Here is a 20,691-nt window from a genome sequence, read left to right as displayed (position 1 = left end):
CCCTCGCGGGGACAGGAAGGGGCACACACGCTGTCCCCCGGGTTAATGCCGGGCCATGCCTTGTCCGCACCCCGACAGCGCTCACATGCCGAGTGTCCGCAGCCCTTCGCAGAGCGCTGCGGCGTCCCACGCGCGCTGGAACAGCGCGTCCTGCTGGCGGGCCGTCGCCGGCATGTCCAGGCACAGCTCGCCTTCGAAGCGGTCGCTCATTGGACGAAAGTAGCAGTCGCCGTTGTCGTTGCTGGCGCTGGCCGGCGCCAGCGCCGAGTCGCCCGGGTCCACCGGCAGGCGCAGCGCGAACACGCTGGGCAGGCGCTGCAGCAGTGCCAGCAGCGCGGCCGGCATGGCCGCGGGCTCGGCATCGTGCAGCAGCACCAGCGCCTGTTTGTCGTGGCGGCGGGTGGCGAAGCGGCGCAGCGCCTGCAGCACCACCGGCTGCGCGAGCAGCGCGGTGTCGCCGCCGCGGCAGCCGAGCAGGAGCCTGCGGCGGGCGCGGTGGATCACCGCCGCCAGGGCCGCCTCGGCCTGGGCGGCATCCTGCACGCGCATGGCGCCGCCCATGCGGCGGCGCATGGTCTGGTGGACGATGCCGGCCTCGGTGAACGCCGCGCCTTCGGGCAGGAAGCCGTTGCGGGCATAGAAATCGCGGGCGTGGAGCTGGGCATGCAGGGTCACCTCGTCCCAGCCGCGGTGCGCCGCTTCGGCCACCAGCGCCTGCAGCAGCGCCTCGCCGACACCGTGGCCGCGCCAGCCGGGCAGCACCGCCATGCGGCCGATGCGGCGCTGCGGCGTCAGCCGGCCGGTGCCGATGGCGTGGCCATCGGCATCCAGCGCGAGGACGTGGTGGCTGAGCGGGTCCAGGTCATCGCTTTCCAGCGCCGCCGGGACCTGCTGCTCGCCGACGAACACGGCCTGGCGCACGCCGTGCAGCAGCGCCTGCCGGGCGGCGTAGTCGGCTGCCTCGACGTGGAACGCCGCCGGGGTCATGCCGCCGGGCCGTCCTCGTCGCCGTCGTCGCAGATCACCACCACCTCGACCCCTTCCTCGTTCACCTGCACGGTGTCGATGGCGCCACTGGCCGGCTCGCCTTCGCCGGCCTGGGCGTACTCGAACACCTCGATTTCCAGCTCCGGTGCGTCGGCTTCGTCGTCGAACGCGTCTTCCATGACATCGAGCGCATCCTGCTCGGCCTGCATCGCCGCCAGGGTCTCGGCGTCCAGCAACTGGTAGTGGCCGCCGGCCAGCAGTTCCATCACCGCGCTGCGGCCCTTGGCCGACAGCTTGCGGAACAGCGCTGCGTCGATCCGTTCGGCCGCGGCCAGGCCCTGCGCGTCCTTGACCGGCAACGGGAAGGCATGGCCGCTGCTGTACAGCACCGCGCCGCGGGTGGCGCGACGCCAGGCCAGCCGCGCCCACGGGTGGCGCTCGAGCAGCCCGCCCTCGTCCAGCACCGCGTCCACGTCGGCGGGGGCGGGCGGGGCCTGCGAGGGCAGGATGTCGCCGGCGGCGCGGTAAGTGGTGATGAAGCGGCCGAACCAGTCGCCCAGGCGGTCGGGGTCGTTCATGCGCAGCGCATTGAGCGCGGTGACCACGCGCTTCATCGCCGCCGCGTCGATCTCGTTGGGGTCCTCCGGCAGCTTCAGGTCCGGGTCCTGGTAGCGGATGGCCTCGTCGGCGTCGGCCACCAGGTCATCCAGCCAGTCGCTGATCAGCTCGGCCGAGGACGGCGCGCGCATGCCGAAGGAGAACGTCAGGCACGGGTCCTCGGCCACGCCGTGGTGCGGTACGTTCGGCGGCAGGTACAGCATGTCGCCCGGTTCCAGCACCCAGTCGTGGCTCGGCTTGAACCTGCGCAGCAGCTTCAGTTCGACGTCGGGGCGGAAATCCAGCGGCGGGCGCTTGCCCCGGGTCGATTCGCTGGCGTCGATCTGCCAGCGGCGGTGGCCGTGGGCCTGCAGCAGGAACACGTCGTACTGGTCGACATGGGCGCCGACCGAGCCGCCGGTGGCGGCGAAGCTGATCATCACGTCATCCATGCGCCAGCGCGGCAGGAAGTTGAAGTGCTCGATCAGCGCGCGCACGTCCGGGTCCCACTTGTCCACGTCCTGTACCAGCAGGGTCCAGTCGTGGTCGGGCATGCCCGGGAAATCCTCCTCGCGGAACGGGCCGTTGCGCAGGGTCCAGCCGTCGGTGGCGCGGTCATGGGTGACCAGGCGCGCCAATGCGCCTTCCTCGCAGGCCAGCCCGGCCAGGTCTTCGGGCATCACCGGGGTCTGGAAATCCGGGAATGCGCCACGGATCAGCAACGGGCGCTTCTGCCAGTAGTCGCGCAGGAAGCGCTCGGCGGGCATGCCGAGCGGATGGCGGGCGCTGGCCCTGATCTCGAGCGGCAGGGAGGAGGAAGTCTTTTTCATCGCGCGCAATACCATTGGAAAACGGGGGCGGCGGAGTCCGCCGACGGAAATCGCATTGTCACCCAGCCGCCGCCGACGCGCCTAGCACCGCCGCGGGCGGGGCCAGCGGCGGGAGCGGCGCGGCGCCGCCCTCGAGCAGGCGCTCCAGCACCGCGGCCGGGCAGGGCGGGCTGAAGCCGTAGCCCTGGGCCAGCGGGCAGCCTTCGGCGCGCAGGAACTCCAGGTGGCGGGCGTGCTCGACGCCCTCGGCCACGACCTCCAGGCCCAGGCTGTGGCCGAGGCCGATGATGGCGCGGCTGATCACCCCCAGCTCGGCGTCGCCGGGCAGGCCGGCGATGAAGCTCTTGTCGATCTTCAGCATGTGCAGCGGGAACCGCTTGAGGTAACCCAGCGACGAGTAGCCGGTGCCGAAGTCGTCCAGCGCCAGCCGCACGCCGAGCGCGGCCAGGCGCCGCAGTGCTGCGCCCAGGGTGGCGTTGCTGTCCTGCATCAGGTGGGTTTCGGTGATTTCCAGCACCAGGCTGGCCGCGGGCAGGCCGGTGTCGTCGAGGATGGCCACCACGCGCGCGACGAAGTCGTCCTGCTGCAGTTGGCGCCGCGAGAGGTTGACCGAGCAGTACAGGTGCCGGTGCCCGGCCAGCTGCCAGGCCCGGGTCTGCCGGCAGGCCTCGCGCAGCACCCAGTCCCCCACCTGGACGATTTCCCCGGATTCCTCCAGCGAGGGGATGAACTCCAGCGGCGGCACCAGGCGGCCATCGTGGCGCCAGCGCAGCAGCGCCTCGACCCCGGCCATCGGCGGGTCGTGCGCGTCCAGGCGGTGGATCGGCTGGTAGTGCAGCACGAACTCGCCACGCGCCAGCGCCTGGCCCAATGCGCTCTCCAGCTCCAGCTGGCGCTGCGCGCTGGCCTGAAGCCCGACGCTATAGTGGGCGAACTGGGCCTTGCCGGCCTGCTTCGCCTGGTGCAGGGCAAGGTCGGCGGCCTGCAGCGCATCGTTGAGGTCGGCGCTGGCATGCAGGGTGGCGATGCCGATGCTGGCGTTGACCACCAGGGTGCGGTCGTCCACGCGCATCGGCTGGTGCAGGTGGCCGAGGATGCGCTGGGCGACCTGTTCGGCGCACCCGGCGCTGCCGGGGTCGACCAGCAGCACCACGAATTCGTCGCCGCCGAAGCGGAACAAGTGGTCAGCGGCGCGCAGGCACTGCGCGAGCCGGCGGCCGACCTCGACCAGCACGCCGTCGCCGAACAGGTGGCCGAAGCTGTCGTTGATGAGCTTGAAGCGGTCCAGGTCGATGAACAGCACCGCTGCCTGGCCGCTGCCGGTGTCGTGCAGCTGGCGCTGGGTATGCAGGAGCAGCTCGTCCAGCCGCAGGCGGTTGGCCAGCCCGGTCAGCGGGTCGTGGCGGGCGGCGTGGTGCAGCTGGTGTTCGACGGCCTTGCGCCGGCTGATGTCGCTCTGCGAGCCGGTGATGCGCAGCTGTCCGTCACGGTCGGCCTCGGCCACGCCGCGGCTGAGCACCCACAGCCAGTCGCCATTGCGGCAGCGGACGCGGTATTCGTGGTGGATCCAGTCCGATTCCCCGTGCAGGTGCGCGTTGATGGCCTGGTGCAGGCCGGGCAGGTCATCGGGATGGACCCGGGAAAACCAGGCGTCGCTGGTCTGGCCCAGGGCCTGCCGCTCCAGCCCGATCATGTCCGCCCAGCGCTCGGACACGTACAGGGTGTCCGCCCCGGGATGCCAGTCCCAGATCCCGTCATGGGCGCCACGCAGGGCCCGCGCGAAGCGCGCCTCGCTGTCCTCCAGCGCCTTGCGCTGGGCGGCGCTGTAGGTGTCGATGGCCAGGGTCATGTCGAAGAACACGGCCTTGAGCAGGCTGGAGAAAAGCTGCACGTCGGCGCCCTGGCCGCACAGCGGCGCCAGCATCTGCTCCAGGTACAGCCTGTAGGCGGCCAGGTACCACTTCAGCTCGACGCCGTTGATGTGGTGGATCAGGCCGATGCGCAGGCGGTTGTCGATGTAGTCGCGGTCGTAGGGCCCCTGCCACAGCCGCTGGTAGTACTCCAGTTGCCGTTGCTTCAACCGGTGCACGGTGCCCGCGTCGCCGAGCAGCGCGGCCGGGGCGGGGAAATCATCGAGGTGGCGGTACAGCCGCTCGATGAATGCGGCCTGCGCGGCGGCCATGCGCGCGGCGTTTTCGTTCAGGCGCCGCGCGTCGTCCTGGCCCCATTCCAGCAGGCGGCCGCGTTCGCTGATTTCCGCCTGCTCCAGCCCGATTCGCCGCATCAGCTCCTGCAGTGTGTCGACGGCACCCATGGTTCCCTCTTGCGTTGAAGACCAGCATGGAAAAAGCGCCACGGCGGCGGTTCCGTCCGGAACGGCCCCCGCAGCGCCTCGTCTTGCAGGCCCGTGCGTCCTGCCCGGCAAAGCGGGTCCGCGCGTGGCGCGGCACCCGGGTCAAGCGGCGCCTGCCAGATCCTCCAGCAGGCGGGTAAGGCGTTGCCGCAGTTGCCCCATCTCGCGCGAGCGGAAGGCATGCCGGCTGCGCTCCAGGGTTTCGATGGCCTCGTACAGGGTGGCCTGGACCTGCCCGGTGGGGCCCAGCGGGTCCGGATCGAGCCACCGGCACAGTGGCGCGCGGTCGCAATCGCAGCTCTGCTGGATGACCTCGGCGTCACCGGTCGCGGCCATGAGCGCGCGCAGCCGCGCGGCCAGGGCCGGGTCGGTGCAGATGATCCGGGCCACGCCGCTGTCCCGTGCGGGGCGCGGGGGCGGCGCGGTGGGCGCGGCGTCCGGTTCCGGACCGCCTGCGGCACCGGCGGAGGTGGGGGGCATGCTCGACATCTGTTCCTGTTCCATGTTTGCGTGAAAAGCGTCCATCGTTTCCCGCCACGCGGGCCTTTCGTCACCATGCCACCGTCGACACCGCACGCGGTAGCGCCGTGGTCGTGCCTGCTGCTGGCGCCAGCCGGAACCGGGCGGCGGCCTGCGCCAGCCGGGCGGCCTCATGCTCCATGTCGTGGGTGGCGCGCCCGGTTTCCTGCACCAGCAGCGCGTTCTGCTGCGTGCTCCTGTCCATCTGCGCGATGGTCTGGTTGAGTTGTGCGATGCCCGCGCTCTGCTCGCGCGAGGCGCTCGCTATCTCCGCGGTCAGGGCGGTGACGTGCTGCACCGAGGCCACGATGTCGACCATGGTGCGGCGCGCCTTTTCCACCTGCGCCGAGCCGTCGGCAACCTTCTCCACCGAGTTGCCGATCAGATCCTTGATCTCGTGCGCGGCGACGGCCGAGCGCTGCGCCAGCGTGCGCACCTCGGCGGCGACCACGGCGAAGCCACGCCCGCTGTCGCCGGCGCGGGCGGCCTCGACCGCCGCGTTCAGGGCCAGGATGTTGGTCTGGAAGGCGATGCCGTCGATCACCCCGATGATCTCGCCGATCCTGCGCGACGCGGTTTCGATGGCGCGCATGGTCAGCACCACCTCGTCGACCACCTGGCCGCCCTGGCGGGCGACCGCCGCGGCGCCCTCGGCCAGCTGGCTGGCGTGGTGCGCGGCCCCGGCATTGTCGCCGATGGTGGCGGTGAGCCGGTCCATCGAGGCGGCCGCCTCGCGCAGCGTGGCCGCCTGCCGCCCGGTGCGCGCGGACAGCTCGTCGTTGCCGCCGGTGATGCTGCCGGCGGCCGCCGCGATGCGGTCGGCGGACTGCTGGATGCCGGCGACGATGCCGGCCAGTTGTTCGGCGGTGGCGTTGGCGTCGGTCTTCATCTGCCCGAACACCCCGTCGAAGTCGCGGGTGATGCGTCGCCCGAGGTCGCCGCGCGACAGTGCCGACAGCAACTGGCGCATTTCGTCGGCGCTTTCGGCGGTGGCGTCGAGCAGCCGGTTCACGCCCCGGGACAGCCGCCCCATCAGGCCGGCCTCGCCGGATGCCTGCAGGCGCTGGTCCAGCCGGCCCTGCGCGGCGCCGTCGATGATCGTGGCGATGTCGTGCTCCATGCGCGCTTCGGCGGTGCGGTCGTGCCATTCGACGACGAAGCCGTGGCGTTGGCCGTCGGCGTCGACCATCGGGGTGACGTTCAGGCTGAAATGCGCCTCGCCGATCTGGATGCGGCCGGAGTGAGCGCCGTCGAGGGTGTCGAGCAGGGCGCGGATGCGCGCCGGGTCGCGGTGGAAACAATGGATGCTGGCGCCGATCAGGCGCTCGGGGTCGAAGTCCGGGAACGCCTTGAGCAGTTCCGCGCGCTGGTTGCGCAGGATCGCGATGACCGCCTGGTTGGCATAGACGATGTGGTGTTCGCGGTCGGCGATCATCATGCCGGTGCGCAGCGCGCACAGCGCGGCTTCGACATGGAAGCCGGGCGCGGCGCTGGTGGCGGCGGGCAGCGGTGCAGCCGCGGCGTCTTCCTGGTCCGCGTGCGGTCGTGGTTCCGTACCGGAGCCGCGCAGCCGCACCGCGAATATGCAGGCAATCCCGGTTACCACCGAGACCGCGGCCATCTGTGGCAGTGCCGCGGCCAGCATCGGCTGCAGCGCCGTCAACCACAGCAGCAGGCCGGTTGCCGCCAGCGCCAGCGGTACCCAGTCGCGATAGCACAACAGCAGGGCGGCCACGGCCACGCTGCCGGCGGGGCCGAGCGCGGGCGGGGCGGCAGCCAGCGCCGCGACCAGCGCCGCGGCGATCGCCAGGCGGCTGCGGCGGGTGCCCGGCGCACGCCGCGCCTGCAGCACCGCGAACGCGGTGGTGGGCAGGTACACGGCCACGAACAGGATCCAGCCACCCGAATCCAGTGCATGCGCCAGCGCCGCCACCCCCAGCAGCGCCAGCATCGGCAGGAACAACCGGTCGGCCTCGATGGCCTCCGCATCCCGCGTTCGCGATGTCTCGACAGCACCCATGAATCCCCCTGTTGAAAACCTGGGCATGAAAAAAGCGCCATGACAGCCACCCCGGGGGAGTGGCTGTCATGGCGCTTCGTCTTGCAGGCCCGTGCGTCCTGCCCGGCAAAGCCGGTCACCGCGTCTGGCGGTACCTCAACCGCGCTTTTCTACACGATTGGCGGTCATTGTTCCAGAGGTCCGCCGGGCGCCGGCGGCGGCAGCCGGCGGGCACATGCGGCAACGGCCAGGCGGGTGCCTGGCCGTTGCATGCGGGAAGCCCGGCCCGGGACCAGCGGCCGGGGCCGGGGTCAGATTGCCCTGGCCAGCGATGCGGCCAGGCCGGCGTAGCCGCCGGGGGTGAGCTCGCGCAGGCGCTGCCTGGCCTCGGCCGGCAGGTCCAGCGATTCGATGAACCCACGCATCGACTCGGCGGTGATGCCCTGGCCGCGGGTCAGGGCCTTGAGCTGCTCGTACGGGTTGGGCAGGCCGTGGCGGCGCATCACCGTCTGCACCGCCTCGGCCAGCACTTCCCAGGCCGCGTCCAGGTCGGCGTCCAGCCGCTGGGGGTTCACTTCCAGCTTGCCCAGGCCCTTGGCCAGCGATTCCAGCGCCACCTGGGTGTGGCCGAACGCGGTGCCCAGCGCACGCAGCACGGTGGAGTCGGTCAGGTCGCGCTGCCAGCGGCTGATCGGCAGCTTGGCGCTGAAGTGCTCGAACAGCGCATTGGCGATGCCGAAGTTGCCCTCGGCGTTCTCGAAGTCGATCGGGTTGACCTTGTGCGGCATGGTCGAGGAGCCGACTTCGCCCTCCTTGAGCTTCTGCTTGAAGTAGCCCAGCGACACGTAACCCCAGATGTCGCGCGCCAGATCGATCAGGATGGTGTTGGCGCGGCGCGCGGCATCGCCGATCTCGGCGACGTTGTCATGCGGCTCGATCTGGGTGGTGTAGGGGTTGAACACCAGGCCCAGCGAGGTGACGAAGCGTTCGGCGAAGGCCGGCCAGTCCACGTCCGGGTAGGACACCACGTGGGCGTTGTAGTTGCCCACCGCGCCGTTGATCTTGCCGGTCAGCTCGACCGCGCCGATCTGGCGGATCTGCCGTTCCAGGCGTGCGACGACATTGGCCACTTCCTTGCCCAGCGTGGTCGGCGAGGCGGTCTGGCCGTGGGTGCGCGAGAGCATCGGCTGCGCGGCCTGGGCGTGGGCCAGCTGGCGCAGCGAGGCGGCGATGCCCTGCAGGGCAGGCAGCAGCACGGTGCCGCGCGCCTCGGCCAGCATCAGCCCGTAGGACAGGTTGTTGATGTCCTCACTGGTGCAGGCGAAATGCACGAATTCCAGCGCCGGCGCCAGTTCGGCGTCGTCCTTGAGCCGCTCCTTGATGAAGTACTCCACCGCCTTGACGTCATGGTTGGTGGTGCGCTCGATCTCCTTGACCCGGGCGGCGTCGGCCACCGAGAAGCCATCGGCCAGCGCGCGCAGGCGCGCCCTGCCGGCGGCGGAGAAGTCGGCCAGTTCGCCGATGCCCGGCTCGGCGGCCAGCGCCAGCAGCCACTCGATCTCCACCTTCACCCGCGCGCGGATCAGGCCGTACTCGGAGAAGATCGGGCGCAGCGCGTCGACCTTGGACGCGTAGCGCCCGTCGAGCGGGGACAGGGCGAGCAGGGCGGCTTCCGGGCGGGACGGTTCGGTCATGTCGGCAGGCAGGGGCAAGGGGCGGGGGCGCATATTCTACGGCCTGTCCGGAATGGCCGCCCGCGCACGCCGCGCACACGCCGGCATGCGCAGCTGCGGCGTATCCTCGGACGCCTTATTCGACGAGGGCTGGGAGAATGCCGATGGGCGGGAAATTCCGGATCGAACACGACAGCATGGGCGAACTGCAGGTGCCGGCCGAGGCCCTGTGGGGGGCGCAGACCCAGCGTGCCGTGCAGAACTTCCCGGTGTCGGGGCAGCGCATGCCGCGCGCCTTCATCCGCGCGCTGGGGCTGATCAAGGCCAGTGCCGCCGAGGTCAACACCGGGCTCGGGCTGCTGCCCAAGGGCGTGGGCCGGGCGATCCGCGCCGCGGCCCTGGAGGTGGCGGCCGGCGCGCACGACGCGCAGTTCCCGGTCGACGTCTACCAGACCGGCTCTGGTACCTCGTCGAACATGAACGCCAACGAGGTCATCGCCACGCTGGCCAACCAGGGCGGCAAGGCCGGCAAGGCCCACGTGCATCCCAACGACCACGTCAACCTGGGGCAGAGTTCCAACGACGTGATTCCCACCGCCATCCGCGTCTCGGCGCAGCTGGAAACGGTGCAGACCCTGCTGCCGGCGCTCCGGCACCTGCGCCGCGCCATCGACAGGCGCGGGCGGGCGTTGGGCAAGGTGGTGAAGACCGGCCGCACCCACCTGATGGACGCGATGCCGCTGACCTTCGCGCAGGAGTTCGGCGCCTGGTCGGCGCAGCTGGAATCGGCGCAGGGGCGCATCGAGGACGCACTGAAGCGGCTGCGCCGGCTGCCGCTGGGCGGCACCGCGATCGGCACCGGGATCAATGCCGATCCGCGCTTCGGCGGCAAGGTGGCGCGGGCGCTTTCAAGCGCCACGGGCACCCGTTTCGAGAGCGCGCAGAACAAGTTCGAAGGCCTGGCCGCGCAGGACGACGCGGTGGAGCTGTCCGGCCAGCTCAACGCGCTGGCGGTGGCATTGATCAAGATCGCCAACGACCTGCGCTGGATGAATTCCGGGCCGCTGGCCGGGCTGGGCGAGGTCGAGCTGCCGGCGCTGCAGCCCGGCAGTTCGATCATGCCGGGCAAGGTCAACCCGGTGATCCCGGAAGCGACGGTGATGGCCGCCGCGCAGGTGATCGGCCACCACACCGCGATCACCGTGGCCGGGCAGACCGGCAACTTCCAGTTGAACGTGGCGCTGCCGCTGATCGCGGCCAACCTGCTCGACTCCATCCAGCTGCTGTCCAGCGTGATGACCCTGCTGGCCGACAGGGTGTTCGCCGGGCTGGTGGTCAAACAGGAGCGGGTACGCGAGGCGCTGGCGCGCAACCCGATCCTGGTGACCGCGCTCAACCCGATCATCGGTTACGAGAAGGCCGCGGCCATCGCCAAGCGCGCCTACCGGGAACAGCGCCCGGTACTGGAGATCGCCCGCGAGGACAGCGGCCTGCCGGAAGCCGAACTCAAGCGCCTGCTGGACCCGGCGGCGTTGACGCGTGGGGGCATCCACGACCATTGAGGGCGCCGGAACCCGGCGGTTGCCGGCGCGGCAGTCCGCGGCACGACGCGTGGGCCGGCATCGGCGCCGACGGGACCGCTGCATCCGCGGATCCATGATCGCCGCGCGCTGTCCGGCATCCTGTTTCCACGCAGCTCGCGCGGACGGTGCCGGCATTGCTGGAGGCCGGCGTCCTGCCTGCATGCCGGGTTCGCCGGGTCGCCGGGAGCGGGCGGGCCCGGGCGGTGCGTCGGCACCCGGTGGCCTGCGGTGCCGGCCCGCGCGCGGTTCATGCCACCGCGGCCGGATGAGCGGCCGCGGCGCGGGATTCAGCGCAGTGCGCGCGGGTTGGCCAGCGCTTCGCCGTACTGCTTGAACTCGGGAATGCGCTCGGCCAGGTCCGGCGGGAACGGCGTTTCGCCGGCGGGCACGTCCAGCGGGATGGTGCGGCCGCTGGCATCGGCGGGCGCGGTGGATTCGGTCAGGGTGTTCTGGCGCAGGATCTGCAGCTTGACGAAGCTGGTCCGCAGCAGCGCGCGCTGCGCCTCGTCGAGCGGGATCTCGATGTCATCCACGCGCAGCCTGCCGTCGGGCAGGATGTCCAGGTTCGGGTAAGGGGCACGCCGCACCGACACCATGTTGGCGCCCACCTCCATCTTCGGCTTGCTGCGCTCGGCGCGGTGGGCGGTGTACTGCTCGCGGTCGCCGCAACCGGCGACGGCGGCGATGCATGCCAGCAGGAGGGACAGCAGCAACTTGTTCATGGCGGGGTGGAGCGGTACGGCGGGGGAGCGCCGATTCTACCGCTCCCCCGCCGCTGGCGGTCAGCGTGCCGTCACCCGGCCGTTGCGGCATTCATCGATGTCGCTCTGGTCCATCTTCGCGTAGGGCTTGAACTCGGGGATGGCCGCGGCCAGCCGCTGCTGGGTGGCGAGCATCGCCGGCAGCTGGTCGCAGATGCGAGTGGCGCTCTGCTCGAGCTTCCTGGCCTCGTCCTCGATCCGCTTCTCGATCTGCTCGGTGTCGCCGGAGAGGACGCCCTTGAGCGCCTCGCCGGCGGCGCGGACGCCAAGGTTGGCGCCCTGCACGCCGATCTCGATGCCGGCCTCGGCGACCTGGACGACCTGCGCGCGGTACTCCAGCAGGAGCTTGCGCTGGGCGTCGTCGACCGCGATCTTGCGGCCATCGATCAGCAGGTCGCCGGCGGGCGAAATCTCCACCTTGGCGCCGCCGTCGCTGGAAATGCTGATGTTCTTCTCGGTGATTTCCTTGCGCGCGCGGTTGGTGGCTTCGCGCACCTTCTGGCCGATGCTGGCTTCGCCGAGCGGATCATCGGCCTGCGGGCGTTCGCCGCAGGCAAGCAGCGGCAGGCACAGCGCCAGCGCGAGCAGGGGGGCTTTGAGGGTTTTCATGGGCGTGCTTCCGTTGCTGGCAAGAAGGGAATGTCACCGCTTTTTCGGCAGTTCCACGGTGCCGCGGATGCCGGAGTGGTCGATCGAACCGCTGCCGCTGTGCCGGACCCGCAGGCCGCCGGCATCGCGCACGCGCAGGTCGCCCGAGCCCAGGGTGCCGAGGCCGACCGTGCCGCGGACGCCGCCGATGTCGGCGTCGCCCGAGCCGATGCTGTCGATCTCCACGTTGCCCTGCACGTCGCGCAGTTCCAGGTCGCCCGAGGCGATGCTGCCGACCCTGGCATCGCCGCGCACCCCGCCGACGCGGACATCGCCCGAGCCGATCGAGACCACGTGCAGCGCGCCGACGTTGTCCAGCTCGATGTCGCCGGAGCCGACCGCGGCGGTGGCCAGCGCCTTGATGTCGCGGGCCTTCACGTCGCCGGAGCCGACATCGGCGCTCATCGCCTGGGCGCCGCTGAGCGAGGCATCGCCGGATCCGACCTTGAGCTGCACCAGCAGCGTGTCGGGCAGCGTGCCGGTGATGTCCAGCCACGCATAGCTGGAACCGAAGCCGATGTTCAGCCCGCGGCTCTCGCGCTGCAGGCGGACGACGAGCTTGTCGCCGACCTTTTCCTGGGTGAGCGAGAGCTGGCCGAGCAGGTCCTGGCTGGACGCGCAGGCGCGGCCGGACAGGGCGGCGCGGGCGCCGGGCGATGCCTGCAGCCGCAGGTCATGGCTGTTGACCTCGAACACCACGGCCTTGACCCCGGCCAGCGCCAGGTCCATTGCCTGCGGCTGGCTGAACTTGCAGTGTTCGTCGGCCAGGGCCACGCCCGGCAGCAGGGCCAGGGCGAACAGCAGGGGCTTGATCGTCGCGTGCTTGATGTCCATCGGGTTCCTCGGGGTCACGGCGGATGGGGGGGGCGGATCGACAGCGGCGGATCAGGTGTCGTCGCGGCGCTGGCGCAGCCAGATCGCCGCGGCGATGAACACGGCGCCGACCACGACGCCGACCCACAGCTCGGGGTTGGCCAGGCCCGCCAGCTGCACGCCGGGCGAGAAGCCATGCAGCATCGACTTGACCGACTCGCCGGTCGGCGTGGGGCTGCGGTAGGCCAGTTCGATGCCCGGGGTGGCGCTGAGCAGCAGGCGGCTGACCACGTGGCCCCAGAACCAGCCGCTGTTCAGGCCGAACAGCTTCATCAGGTCGAACCAGCTGACGATGACGCCGGCGAACACCGGCAGCATCACCGCCCACAGGAACGGCTTGCTGCGCGCCCAGGCCGAGCACAGCAGCAGCCAGCCGGCGGTGGGCAGCGCCCACAGCGCGTAGACCGGGATCCAGGCCAGGTGGCTGGCGGCGATCGAGAACGGATTGGACGAGGCCCAGATCAGGGTCACCGGGTTGCCGCCGTGGAACAGCACCACCAGGCTGATCATGACCATGAAGCCGAACATGGTGATGATGGCCGCGACCACCGCCAGCAGCGGGGCGATGACCAGCGCCCCGACCAGCTTGGACAGGACCGTCTGCGTGTCCGAGACCGGCATCGATTTCCAGAACAGCACGCTGCGGTCGCGGCGGTCGTCGTACAGCGCGCCCAGGCAGTAGAAGAACACCACGAACGCCAGGGTGATGAACGGCCAGGCCGAGCTGAGCAGCAGGGTCATGTTCATGCCCTCGCCGAACTTGGCGATGTCCGCGGGGGTCATGTGCTGGGTCAGCATGCCCAGGTCCAGGCCGTTGACCTGGATGCCGTTGATGTGCAGGTCGCCGTTCTCGGCGGCGCGGCGGGCGGCGATCAGGCCGGCGATGATCGCCATCAGCGACAGCAGCAGCGAGATGCCGCCGGCCACCAGCGGCGCGCGCAGGAAGCCGCCGCGGTTTTCCCAGTACTCGCGCTTGAGCAGCCACTTGAACTTGCCCAGCGGGGTGATGTGATGGACGGCGTTCATGCGTAGGTTCCCTTCATGATGGCCACGAACAGGTCGGCAAGGCCGGGGTTGCGGGTTTCGCCCAGGGCGTCGAGCTGGGTGCGGTCGGCGCCGTCGTAGAGCAGCACGGTCTTGCCGAACGGCAGCGCGCGCTCGTCGATGGGCGACAGCTCGCGTGCGGCCTGCAGGGTGTCGGCCGATGCCAGCAGCTCGGTATAGCGCTCGGACACGTTCTCCATGTCGGCCGAGAGCACGATCCGGCCGTCGCGGATGAACAGCACGTCGGTGAGGATGTGCTCGATCTCCTCGACCTGGTGGGTGGTGATGATGATGGTCTTCTGTTCGTCGAAGTAGTCCTCCAGCAGGCGCTGGTAGAACTCCTTGCGGTAGAGGATGTCCAGGCCCAGGGTCGGCTCGTCCAGCACCAGCACGCGCGCGTCGATGGCCATCACCAGCGCCAGGTGCAGCTGCACCACCATGCCCTTGGACAGCTCGGACACGCGCTGCTTCGGTTGCAGCTTGGTGTTGGCGAGGAAGCGCTCGCAGCGGGCGCGGTCGAAGCGCGGGTGCACGCCGGCGACGAAATCGATGGCTTCCTTGACCCGGATCCAGCGCGGCAGCACCGCCACGTCGGCGATGAAGCACACGTCGTTCATCAACGCGTTGCGCTGGGTGCGCGGGTCCATGCCGAGCACGCGCAGGTCGCCCTCGAACGCGGTCAGCCCGAGCAGGGCCTTGAGCGCCGTGGTCTTGCCGACGCCATTGGGGCCGATCAGGCCGACGATGCGGCCCGGGGCGATGGTGAAGCTGGTGTTGTCCAGTGCCGGCTTCTGCTTGTAGGCCTTGCGCAGGCCCTGGGCGGAAACGACGGCGTCGACGGCGGCATTCATGGTGTGGTCCCCGGTGGCAGCAGATCTTCCAAGGTCAGGCCCAGGCGCTGGATGCGTTCCAGCACCCCGGGCCACTCTTCATTGAGAAAACGGTCGCGCTCGCTGCCGCGCAGTTTGCGCGCGGCTTCCTCGGTCATGAACATGCCCAGGCCGCGGCGCTTCTCGACCAGGTTCTCGTCGGCCAGTTCCTGGTAGGCGCGCGAGACCGTGATCGGGTTCAACTGGTACTCGGCCGCCACCTGGCGTACCGAGGGCAGGGCGTCGCCCGGCTTGATGACCCCGTCCAGCATCATCGCGATGACGCGATCCTTCAGCTGGCGGTAGATGGGAGCGCCATCGCTCCACTGGATATCGCTCATGGTCAGCTCCGTGGATTCAGCGACTGTGCGAATGAGAAGTAGGGCAGGGAAAGGCTGGTCCGCATCCGCCGGATGGGGCGCTTCTTCTCCTGCACGTTGGCCTCCTGCTCTTCGCCGGTGGTCCCGGCGGCATAATCCTGGACCGCGCCACGGCCGGCAGGCAGGGACAGCGTGCAACCGATCAACAACAACGTGCCGGCAGCGGTCAGTGCCGGGAGAAGATGTCGCTGGTGCCTTCGGTTCATGGCGGTCCCCCTGTGTAGGGTGGCTGGTGTTGTATGCAACTATAACACCGACACGCCGACATGCAACTCCCCTGTAACCCAACTGATGGCCTAGTCTGCGCATGACCCGCGCACACACCCAGGAGAATTCCGATGTCTATCCGCAAATACCTGATTGCAGTGGTATTTGCCATGTCCATGGCCGGGGGGGCGGGCGCCGCCGACGGTGCCTTGCTGGACCGCGACTACCGGCCGCTTGCCGGAAAGGACCCGGTGAACCTGAACCGCGAGTACGGCGGCAAGGTGCTGCTGGTGGTGAACACCGCCTCCAAATGCGGCTACACGCCCCAGTACGAGGGGCTGGAAGCCCTGCACCAGGCGCTCGCCGGGCGCGGTTTCGCGGTGCTGGGCTTTCCCTCCAATGACTTCAAGGGCCAGGAGCCGGGCAGCGAGGCGGAGATCCAAGAGTTCTGCACGCTGACCTACGGGGTCAAGTTCCCGATGTTCCAGAAGGTGCACGTGACCGGCGCCGAGGCCACGCCGCTCTATCGCGACCTCACCCGCCTGACCGGCGTGGCGCCGGGCTGGAACTTCCACAAGTACCTGATCGCGCGCGACGGCCGGGTGGTGGCGCAGTTCCCCAGCAAGGTGCGGCCGGACGACCCGGAACTGCGCGCGGCGATCGAGCGCGAACTCGCGCGGCCGGTGCCGGGCCGCCGCTGATGCGCGCGGCGGTGCACCGCCTCGACATCGCCGGTGTGCGTGCGACAATGGCGCCCTTCGCGCCGATGCCGGCGTCTGTTCACTTCCAGGAAAGCAGCGAATGAAGATGGGAAAGCGCGGCGCCGTGGCGTCGCTGATGATTCTGGCGTTGGCGGTCCCCGCGGCCGTGATCGCGCAACAACCTGCCGCCCCGGCGGCCACCAAGGAGAAGTCCGTTTTGACCTCGGAACGTGAAAAGATCGGCTATGCCATCGGCGTGGACGTCGCCAGTTCGTTCGAACCCATCGCCTCGGAAGTCGACGTCGCCGCGCTGCGCCGTGCCGTGGAAAACGCCTTCGCCGGCGGCCAGCCGCTGCTGTCGCAGGAAGAAGCGCAGAAGACCGACCAGGCGCTGCGCATGGCGATGATGATCCGTTCCGGCCAGCAGGTGCCGGGCATGGCGCCGGGCAGCCAGCCGCCGGCGGTGGACCGCGAAAAGGTCGGCCTGATGTTGGGCAGCTACGCCGTCGGCCCGTCGCTGGCGCCGATCCGCGGCGACATCGACCTGGACGCGGTGTTCCAGGCCATCGGCACCCTCTTCGCCAAGGGCACGCCGCTGATGGACCGCCAGCAGGCGCAGGCAACGCTGCAGGCGTTCAGCACCGCCAAGCAGGCCGCCGCCGCCGGCAAGAACCGCGAGGAAGGCAATGCATTCCTGGCCAAGAACAAGACCCAGCCGGGCGTGGTGACCACCGCCTCGGGCCTGCAGTACCAGGTGCTGCGCGCGGGCAGCGGCGAGCGCCCGATGGCCACCAGCCGCGTGCGTGTGAACTATGAAGGCAAGCTGCTGGACGGTACCGTGTTCGACAGCAGCTACCAGCGCGGCCAGCCGGCCGATTTCGGCCTGAACCAGGTGATCAAGGGCTGGACCGAAGGCGTGTCGCTGATGCCGGTCGGTTCCAAGTACCGGTTCTGGGTCCCGTCCGAACTGGCCTATGGCAGCAACGGCACCCCGGGCGGCCCGATCGGCCCGGACGCGACGCTGACCTTCGACGTCGAGCTGCTGGGCGTCCTGCAGTAACCCCACGGAGCCCCTGCACCCATGCGCGTTGCGATTTTCGGTACCGGCTACGTCGGACTCGTCACCGGGACCTGCCTGGCCGAGGTTGGGCATGACGTGGTCTGTGTCGACATCGACCAGGCCAAGGTCGACGGCCTGAACCGGGGCGTCATCCCGATCTACGAACCGGGACTGGAACCGATGGTCAAGGCCAACCATGCCGCGTCGCGGCTGGCCTTCACCACCGACGCGGCCTCCGCGATCGCGCATGGCCAGGTGGTCTTCATCGCGGTCGGCACGCCGCCGGACGAGGATGGCAGCGCCGACCTGCAGTACGTGCTGGCGGTGGCCCGCACCATCGGCCGGCACCTGCAGGTGCCGACCGTGGTGGTCAACAAGTCGACGGTGCCGGTGGGCACCGCCGACAAGGTCCGCGCGGCGATCGCCGAGGAACTGGCCGCGCGCGGCGTGGAGATCGCGTTCGACGTGGTCTCCAACCCCGAATTCCTGAAAGAGGGCGATGCGGTGGCCGACTGCATGCGCCCGGACCGCATCATCATCGGCGCCGCCAGCGACGCGCCGGTGGCGGTGATGCGCCGCCTGTACGCACCGTTCAACCGCAACCACGACCGCGTGGTGGAAATGGACGTGCGTTCGGCCGAGCTGACCAAGTACGCGGCCAACGCGATGCTGGCGACCAAGATTTCGTTCATGAACGAAATCGCCAACATCGCCGAGCGCGTCGGCGCCGACATCGAGCACGTCCGCCAGGGCATCGGCTCGGACCCGCGCATTGGCTGGCACTTCATCTATCCCGGCGCCGGCTACGGCGGCTCGTGCTTCCCCAAGGACGTGCAGGCGCTGGCCCGCACCGCCCTGCAGTACGGCCATGCGCCGCGCCTGCTCGAGGCGGTGGAAGCGGTGAACGAGGCGCAGAAGGGGCACCTGTTCGAACTGGTCCAGCGTCACTATGACCGGGGCGAGGACGAGGGCGTACGCGGCAAGACCTTCGCGGTGTGGGGGCTGGCGTTCAAGCCCAATACCGACGACATGCGCGAAGCCTCCAGCCGCCGCCTGCTGGCGCAGCTGTGGGAGGCCGGCGCGCGGGTGCGCGCCTACGACCCGGAGGCGATGCACGAGGCCCGCCGTATCTTCGGCGAACGCGACGACCTGGTGCTGTGCGACTCGGCGTTCGCAGCGCTGGAAGGCTCCGATGCGCTGATCGTGGTCACCGAATGGAAACAGTTCCGCAGCCCGGATTTCGCCCGCATCCGCCAGGCGCTGGGCGACGCGGTGGTGTTCGACGGCCGCAACCTGTACGACCCGCATGAGATCGAGGCGGCCGGACTGGCCTATTACGGCATCGGCCGGGGGCGCTCCCTGCATGTCTGACCTGCTGCCGAGCGCCCGCGAACAGGCCCTGGAAGAACGCCTGGTGGAACTTGAAATGCGTGTGTCCTTCCAAGAGCACGCGCTGGCCGAGCTGAGCGAAGCGCTGGCCGATGCGCGCATGCAGGGCAGCCGCAACGCCGACGTGCTGCGCGTGCTGCTCGAGGACCTGGGCAAGGTGCGCAATGCGCTCAATGCCTCCGACCCGGCGAGCGAACCGCCGCCCCCGCACTACTGATACGACGTACCGCACGCATGAGCGACACTCTCCGCGACCAGCTCCTCGGGCTGGGCTTCAAGCCCGCGCCCAAGCCGGAGCGCAAGCCCGACACCCGCCGCGACGGCCGCCCGCAGGGCAGGCCGGCGCAGGCCGGCAACAAGCCCGCTGGCAAGCCCGGCCATGCCGGCAAGCCGGCGCACGGCAACAAGCCCGCCCATGGCGGCCCGCCGGGGCCGCGCAAGCCGCGTTCGCAGGAAGACATCGACCTGGCCAAGGCGTATGCGATCCGCGCGCAGAAGGAAAAGGACGAGCGCATCGAGGCCGAACGCCGGAAGCAGGAAGAAGCCCGCCTGCGCCGCGAGGCCAAGGCCCGGCTGGACGAGCTGATCAAGGACAAGGGGCTGAACGACCCCGACGCCGATATCGCCCGCCACTTTCCCTATGGCGGCAAGATCAAGCGCATCTACGTCACCGCCGACCAGCTCAAGGCGCTCAATGCCGGGCAGTTGGGCGTGCTGCAGCAGAACGGGCGCTACCTGCTGGTGACGGCCGAACTGCTGGCCGAGGCGGAGAAGATCTTCGCCCCGGCCGTGGCACTGAAGGTCGATCCCGACGCACCGGCCGGGGACGACCCCTACGCCGACCCGATGTACCAGGTGCCCGACGACCTGGTCTGGTAGGTGCGGGGCTTGCCCCGCACGGTGCCTCAGGGCGCGTCGCGATGCCCGCCGGAGCACGCGGGGGACGCCCCCCCGCGTCCACGGCGGTTCCTCTCCGGTACGAAGCAGAACGCGATCACCGCGCCGGCCAGCGCGAAGCAGCCGCCGGCGATGAAGGCCACCTTGCCGTCGCCGAACGGCCACAGCTGGCCGGCGATCAACGCGCCGAGCACGCCGCCCAGGCCCGACGAGAACCCGTAGAACAGCCCCTGGCCGTGGCCGTTGAGGTTGCCGGGGAAGTAGCGCGCCAGCAGCTGCATCGCCGAGGCGAAGAACGCGGCGAAGCCCAGGCAGTGGGTGGCCTGCGCCACCAGCATCACCGGCAGGTCCTCCGGCCACAGCGCGGTGGCCCACCAGCGCAGTGCGGCGCTGGCCATGGAGATGATCAGCAGCCAGCTGGCGTCCCAGCGCCGGAAGAAGCCGGCGATCAGGAAGAACACCGCCACCTCGAACACCACGCCCACCGTCCACATCAGGCCCAGCAGCGAGGTGCTGTAGCCATGCTGGTCCATGTACAGCGAGAAGAACGTGTAGTACGGCCCGAACGAAAGCTGCTCGAGGAATGCGGCGATGAAGAACGCCAGCACCGGCGGCCGCCGCACGATCGACCAGAAACCCTGCACGTGCGCGGCATGGGTGCCGACATGGCGGGCATAGCGGTTGGCGAAGGACGCGCCGGTCATCAGTACGAACAGCGGCAGCATCAGCCACGGCAGCAGACCGGCGCCATGGCGTTCGATGACCCAGCCGAACAGCGTGACCACGGCGATGAAGCCCAGCGAGCCCCATACCCGGATCATGCCGTAGCGGTGGCTGTCGCTGCCCAAGTGGGTGAGGGTGATGGACTCGAACTGCGGCATCACCGCGTTGTAGAAGAAGCAGAACCCGACCATCACCGCGTACAGCGTCCACGTCGGCTGCGGCAGCAGGAAGCCGGCGAAGCTGATCACGGTCAACACGCAGCCGATGCGCAGCCAGCGGATCGGGCGCGGCGAGACCGCCGCCAGCGAGGTCCAGGTGCTGGGCGCGACCACCCGGGTGGCGTACCACAGGCTCATCATCACGCTGATCGCGGTGACGCCCATGCCGCGCGACTGCAGGTACAGGCTCCAGTACGGAGTGAACGCGCCGAGCGCGGCGTAGTAGAAGAAATAGAAGCTGGACAGCCGGGCGACGGGGACCGTGGGCTGCAGCGGGATCGGGGAGGTCATGAACAGGCGCGCGGGCGCGTAAAGCAGGGTGCCTATTGTGCGCCCTGCGCCGCGCCGCGTCCCGCCGTATTGCGCGCGGAAGGCGCGCT

The 20,691-nt window shown here is 70.0% G+C and carries 20 protein-coding genes; 6 read left to right on the top strand and 14 right to left on the bottom strand.

From position 1 onward, the window contains the following. Window positions 1-81: 81 nt before the first annotated feature. The 6 genes from AC06E6_RS06365 to purB form a co-directional block, all read right to left on the bottom strand. The gene (locus AC06E6_RS06365) at window positions 82-987 is read right to left on the bottom strand and encodes a GNAT family N-acetyltransferase (RefSeq protein ID WP_478060632.1); all 906 of its coding nucleotides are present in this window, start codon (window positions 985-987) and stop codon (window positions 82-84) included. Continuing rightward, entirely contained in the window at window positions 984-2,414 is a 1,431-nt protein-coding gene (locus tag AC06E6_RS06360; RefSeq protein ID WP_478060630.1) for a ribosomal protein uL16 3-hydroxylase, read from the bottom strand. Before AC06E6_RS06360 ends, AC06E6_RS06365 begins: the two co-directional genes overlap by 4 nt. A gap of 58 nt (window positions 2,415-2,472) precedes the next feature. Continuing rightward, window positions 2,473-4,728 (bottom strand): putative bifunctional diguanylate cyclase/phosphodiesterase, encoded by a 2,256-nt coding sequence (locus AC06E6_RS06355; RefSeq protein ID WP_478060628.1) that lies wholly within the window; start codon window positions 4,726-4,728, stop codon window positions 2,473-2,475. A gap of 141 nt (window positions 4,729-4,869) precedes the next feature. Next, window positions 4,870-5,157, bottom strand: a complete 288-nt coding sequence (locus tag AC06E6_RS06350; RefSeq protein ID WP_161615480.1) for a hypothetical protein — start codon at window positions 5,155-5,157, stop codon at window positions 4,870-4,872. Window positions 5,158-5,317: 160 nt separating this feature from the next. Continuing rightward, the gene (locus AC06E6_RS06345; protein ID WP_478060627.1) at window positions 5,318-7,306 is read right to left on the bottom strand and encodes a methyl-accepting chemotaxis protein; all 1,989 of its coding nucleotides are present in this window, start codon (window positions 7,304-7,306) and stop codon (window positions 5,318-5,320) included. A 290-nt stretch (window positions 7,307-7,596) separates the two neighbouring features. Further along, window positions 7,597-8,979: an adenylosuccinate lyase gene (gene purB / locus AC06E6_RS06340; RefSeq protein ID WP_478060625.1), complete on the bottom strand. Its 1,383-nt coding sequence runs from the start codon at window positions 8,977-8,979 to the stop codon at window positions 7,597-7,599. 143 nt (window positions 8,980-9,122) lie between these two features. Between purB and AC06E6_RS06335 the strand changes: the two genes are divergently transcribed. Continuing rightward, complete coding sequence (locus tag AC06E6_RS06335; protein WP_104939079.1) at window positions 9,123-10,520, top strand: class II fumarate hydratase; 1,398 nt, start codon at window positions 9,123-9,125, stop codon at window positions 10,518-10,520. Between the two features lie 308 nt (window positions 10,521-10,828). On the opposite strand, the gene AC06E6_RS06330 is transcribed toward AC06E6_RS06335, so the two are convergent. From AC06E6_RS06330 to AC06E6_RS06300, 7 genes are read right to left on the bottom strand one after another with little or no spacing between them, the layout of a single operon-like run. Further along, window positions 10,829-11,263 carry a hypothetical protein gene (locus AC06E6_RS06330; RefSeq protein ID WP_104939078.1) on the bottom strand — a complete coding sequence of 145 codons (435 nt, stop codon included), beginning with the start codon at window positions 11,261-11,263 and terminating at the stop codon, window positions 10,829-10,831. Between the two features lie 60 nt (window positions 11,264-11,323). Continuing rightward, on the bottom strand, window positions 11,324-11,911 hold the full coding sequence (locus AC06E6_RS06325) for a DUF2884 family protein (protein WP_161614038.1): 588 nt from the start codon (window positions 11,909-11,911) through the stop codon (window positions 11,324-11,326). A gap of 33 nt (window positions 11,912-11,944) precedes the next feature. Beyond that, window positions 11,945-12,784: a DUF4097 family beta strand repeat-containing protein gene (locus AC06E6_RS06320; RefSeq protein WP_478060623.1), complete on the bottom strand. Its 840-nt coding sequence runs from the start codon at window positions 12,782-12,784 to the stop codon at window positions 11,945-11,947. 51 nt (window positions 12,785-12,835) lie between these two features. Next, window positions 12,836-13,849, bottom strand: a complete 1,014-nt coding sequence (locus AC06E6_RS06315) for a hypothetical protein (protein WP_161614040.1) — start codon at window positions 13,847-13,849, stop codon at window positions 12,836-12,838. Next, complete coding sequence (locus tag AC06E6_RS06310) at window positions 13,846-14,718, bottom strand: ABC transporter ATP-binding protein (protein ID WP_478060621.1); 873 nt, start codon at window positions 14,716-14,718, stop codon at window positions 13,846-13,848. The genes AC06E6_RS06315 and AC06E6_RS06310 overlap by 4 nt, the downstream gene beginning before the upstream one ends. Beyond that, on the bottom strand, window positions 14,715-15,077 hold the full coding sequence (locus AC06E6_RS06305; protein WP_054666580.1) for a GntR family transcriptional regulator: 363 nt from the start codon (window positions 15,075-15,077) through the stop codon (window positions 14,715-14,717). The genes AC06E6_RS06310 and AC06E6_RS06305 overlap by 4 nt, the downstream gene beginning before the upstream one ends. Window positions 15,078-15,079: 2 nt before the next feature. After that, window positions 15,080-15,322, bottom strand: a complete 243-nt coding sequence (locus AC06E6_RS06300) for a hypothetical protein (RefSeq protein ID WP_104939074.1) — start codon at window positions 15,320-15,322, stop codon at window positions 15,080-15,082. 132 nt (window positions 15,323-15,454) lie between these two features. On the opposite strand from AC06E6_RS06300, the gene AC06E6_RS06295 reads away from it, so the two are divergent. The 5 genes from AC06E6_RS06295 (at window position 15,455) to AC06E6_RS06275 (ending at window position 19,352) form a co-directional block, all read left to right on the top strand. After that, entirely contained in the window at window positions 15,455-16,024 is a 570-nt protein-coding gene (locus AC06E6_RS06295; protein WP_478060618.1) for a glutathione peroxidase, read from the top strand. Window positions 16,025-16,124: 100 nt separating this feature from the next. Continuing rightward, complete coding sequence (locus tag AC06E6_RS06290) at window positions 16,125-17,084, top strand: FKBP-type peptidyl-prolyl cis-trans isomerase N-terminal domain-containing protein (protein ID WP_293758548.1); 960 nt, start codon at window positions 16,125-16,127, stop codon at window positions 17,082-17,084. Window positions 17,085-17,105: 21 nt separating this feature from the next. Then, window positions 17,106-18,455, top strand: a complete 1,350-nt coding sequence (locus AC06E6_RS06285) for a UDP-glucose dehydrogenase family protein (protein ID WP_478060616.1) — start codon at window positions 17,106-17,108, stop codon at window positions 18,453-18,455. Continuing rightward, window positions 18,448-18,690: a SlyX family protein gene (locus AC06E6_RS06280; protein ID WP_104939070.1), complete on the top strand. Its 243-nt coding sequence runs from the start codon at window positions 18,448-18,450 to the stop codon at window positions 18,688-18,690. The genes AC06E6_RS06285 and AC06E6_RS06280 overlap by 8 nt, the downstream gene beginning before the upstream one ends. 17 nt (window positions 18,691-18,707) lie before the next feature. Further along, window positions 18,708-19,352, top strand: a complete 645-nt coding sequence (locus tag AC06E6_RS06275; RefSeq protein WP_478060613.1) for a DUF2058 domain-containing protein — start codon at window positions 18,708-18,710, stop codon at window positions 19,350-19,352. A gap of 26 nt (window positions 19,353-19,378) precedes the next feature. On the opposite strand, the gene AC06E6_RS06270 is transcribed toward AC06E6_RS06275, so the two are convergent. Then, window positions 19,379-20,602 (bottom strand): MFS transporter, encoded by a 1,224-nt coding sequence (locus AC06E6_RS06270; protein WP_478060611.1) that lies wholly within the window; start codon window positions 20,600-20,602, stop codon window positions 19,379-19,381. Window positions 20,603-20,691: the final 89 nt, after the last annotated feature.

This window comes from Stenotrophomonas sp. Steno-Z10-HUANG (genome assembly GCF_056393075.1).
This window is presented reverse-complemented; position numbering and strand designations above follow the sequence as displayed.

What these genes read in the sequence shown, in the direction of transcription:
- AC06E6_RS06345 (WP_478060627.1), bottom strand. Translation starts at nt 7,306, where the DNA reads ATGGGTGCTGTCGAGACATCGCGAACGCGGGATGCGGAGGCCATCGAG.
- AC06E6_RS06275 (WP_478060613.1), top strand. Translation starts at nt 18,708, where the DNA reads ATGAGCGACACTCTCCGCGACCAGCTCCTCGGGCTGGGCTTCAAGCCC.
- AC06E6_RS06330 (WP_104939078.1), bottom strand. Translation starts at nt 11,263, where the DNA reads ATGAACAAGTTGCTGCTGTCCCTCCTGCTGGCATGCATCGCCGCCGTC.
- purB (WP_478060625.1), bottom strand. Translation starts at nt 8,979, where the DNA reads ATGACCGAACCGTCCCGCCCGGAAGCCGCCCTGCTCGCCCTGTCCCCG.
- AC06E6_RS06365 (WP_478060632.1), bottom strand. Translation starts at nt 987, where the DNA reads ATGACCCCGGCGGCGTTCCACGTCGAGGCAGCCGACTACGCCGCCCGG.
- AC06E6_RS06300 (WP_104939074.1), bottom strand. Translation starts at nt 15,322, where the DNA reads ATGAACCGAAGGCACCAGCGACATCTTCTCCCGGCACTGACCGCTGCC.
- AC06E6_RS06315 (WP_161614040.1), bottom strand. Translation starts at nt 13,849, where the DNA reads ATGAACGCCGTCCATCACATCACCCCGCTGGGCAAGTTCAAGTGGCTG.
- AC06E6_RS06270 (WP_478060611.1), bottom strand. Translation starts at nt 20,602, where the DNA reads ATGACCTCCCCGATCCCGCTGCAGCCCACGGTCCCCGTCGCCCGGCTG.
- AC06E6_RS06335 (WP_104939079.1), top strand. Translation starts at nt 9,123, where the DNA reads ATGGGCGGGAAATTCCGGATCGAACACGACAGCATGGGCGAACTGCAG.
- AC06E6_RS06305 (WP_054666580.1), bottom strand. Translation starts at nt 15,077, where the DNA reads ATGAGCGATATCCAGTGGAGCGATGGCGCTCCCATCTACCGCCAGCTG.
- AC06E6_RS06290 (WP_293758548.1), top strand. Translation starts at nt 16,125, where the DNA reads ATGAAGATGGGAAAGCGCGGCGCCGTGGCGTCGCTGATGATTCTGGCG.
- AC06E6_RS06310 (WP_478060621.1), bottom strand. Translation starts at nt 14,718, where the DNA reads ATGAATGCCGCCGTCGACGCCGTCGTTTCCGCCCAGGGCCTGCGCAAG.
- AC06E6_RS06325 (WP_161614038.1), bottom strand. Translation starts at nt 11,911, where the DNA reads ATGAAAACCCTCAAAGCCCCCCTGCTCGCGCTGGCGCTGTGCCTGCCG.
- AC06E6_RS06320 (WP_478060623.1), bottom strand. Translation starts at nt 12,784, where the DNA reads ATGGACATCAAGCACGCGACGATCAAGCCCCTGCTGTTCGCCCTGGCC.
- AC06E6_RS06360 (WP_478060630.1), bottom strand. Translation starts at nt 2,414, where the DNA reads ATGAAAAAGACTTCCTCCTCCCTGCCGCTCGAGATCAGGGCCAGCGCC.
- AC06E6_RS06285 (WP_478060616.1), top strand. Translation starts at nt 17,106, where the DNA reads ATGCGCGTTGCGATTTTCGGTACCGGCTACGTCGGACTCGTCACCGGG.
- AC06E6_RS06295 (WP_478060618.1), top strand. Translation starts at nt 15,455, where the DNA reads ATGTCTATCCGCAAATACCTGATTGCAGTGGTATTTGCCATGTCCATG.
- AC06E6_RS06355 (WP_478060628.1), bottom strand. Translation starts at nt 4,728, where the DNA reads ATGGGTGCCGTCGACACACTGCAGGAGCTGATGCGGCGAATCGGGCTG.
- AC06E6_RS06280 (WP_104939070.1), top strand. Translation starts at nt 18,448, where the DNA reads ATGTCTGACCTGCTGCCGAGCGCCCGCGAACAGGCCCTGGAAGAACGC.